Source organism: Devosia sp., from assembly GCF_017307565.1.
Taxonomy (GTDB): domain Bacteria; phylum Pseudomonadota; class Alphaproteobacteria; order Rhizobiales; family Devosiaceae; genus Devosia.
In genome coordinates, this window is record NZ_JAFKHD010000208.1 from 1 (window position 1) to 678 (window position 678).

Annotated in this window: 2 protein-coding genes; both read right to left on the minus strand. The window is 63.1% G+C overall.

The features are described 5' to 3' along the window. On the minus strand, positions 1–467 hold a 467-nt coding region (locus J0I64_RS06565; RefSeq protein WP_291406800.1), incomplete at its 3' end, for an ATP-binding cassette domain-containing protein. Continuing rightward, a partial coding sequence (locus J0I64_RS06570; protein WP_366933705.1) for an oligopeptide/dipeptide ABC transporter ATP-binding protein occupies positions 464–678 on the minus strand: 215 nt, incomplete at its 5' end. The genes J0I64_RS06570 and J0I64_RS06565, both read right to left, overlap by 4 nt.

The window sequence follows — 678 nt, forward strand, 5'->3', positions numbered from 1 at the left end:
GAAAACTCATGCGGGAAACGCCGGGAATATTCAGGTGGCAGACCAACCAGGGTCATGAGTTCGACCACACGTTCCTTGCGAGCGGCGCCTTTGGGATAACCACAGGCATCGAGCGCTTCGCCCAGGATCGCATCGATCCGCATACGGGGATTGAGGCTCGAATAGGGGTCCTGAAAGACGATCTGCAGGCGCTTGCGCCAGGCGCGCATCTCTCGCGAGCCGAGCGCAAAAATGTCGGTGCCATCGAAAATGGCTTCGCCACCGGTGGGCTCGACAAGACGCAGGATCGAGCGCCCGACTGTGGTCTTGCCCGAACCGCTTTCGCCTACAAGACCGACGGTGCTGCCGCGCCTGATATCGAAACTGACATTTTCGACGGCATGGACCGTGCGGCCATTGCGACCGGGGAAGCGCTTTACGAGGTTGCGCAGGCTGAGGAGCGGCGCGTCGTCAATTCGCTCGGTCATAGCTCATGGCTCCTGATGCAGCGCGAAAAGGTGCCGGGGCCGGCATTGATCAGTGGCGGCAGGCCGGTGCGACAGGCTTCTATGGCCATGGAGCAGCGCGGCTCGAAGGCACAGCCGGGCGGCAGGTTGGTAATCGGCGGCACGGAGCCGGGGATGGAATAAAGCGCGCGGCGCTCGCCATCGGTGCCCAGATCGCGTGTCGCGTCAGGCG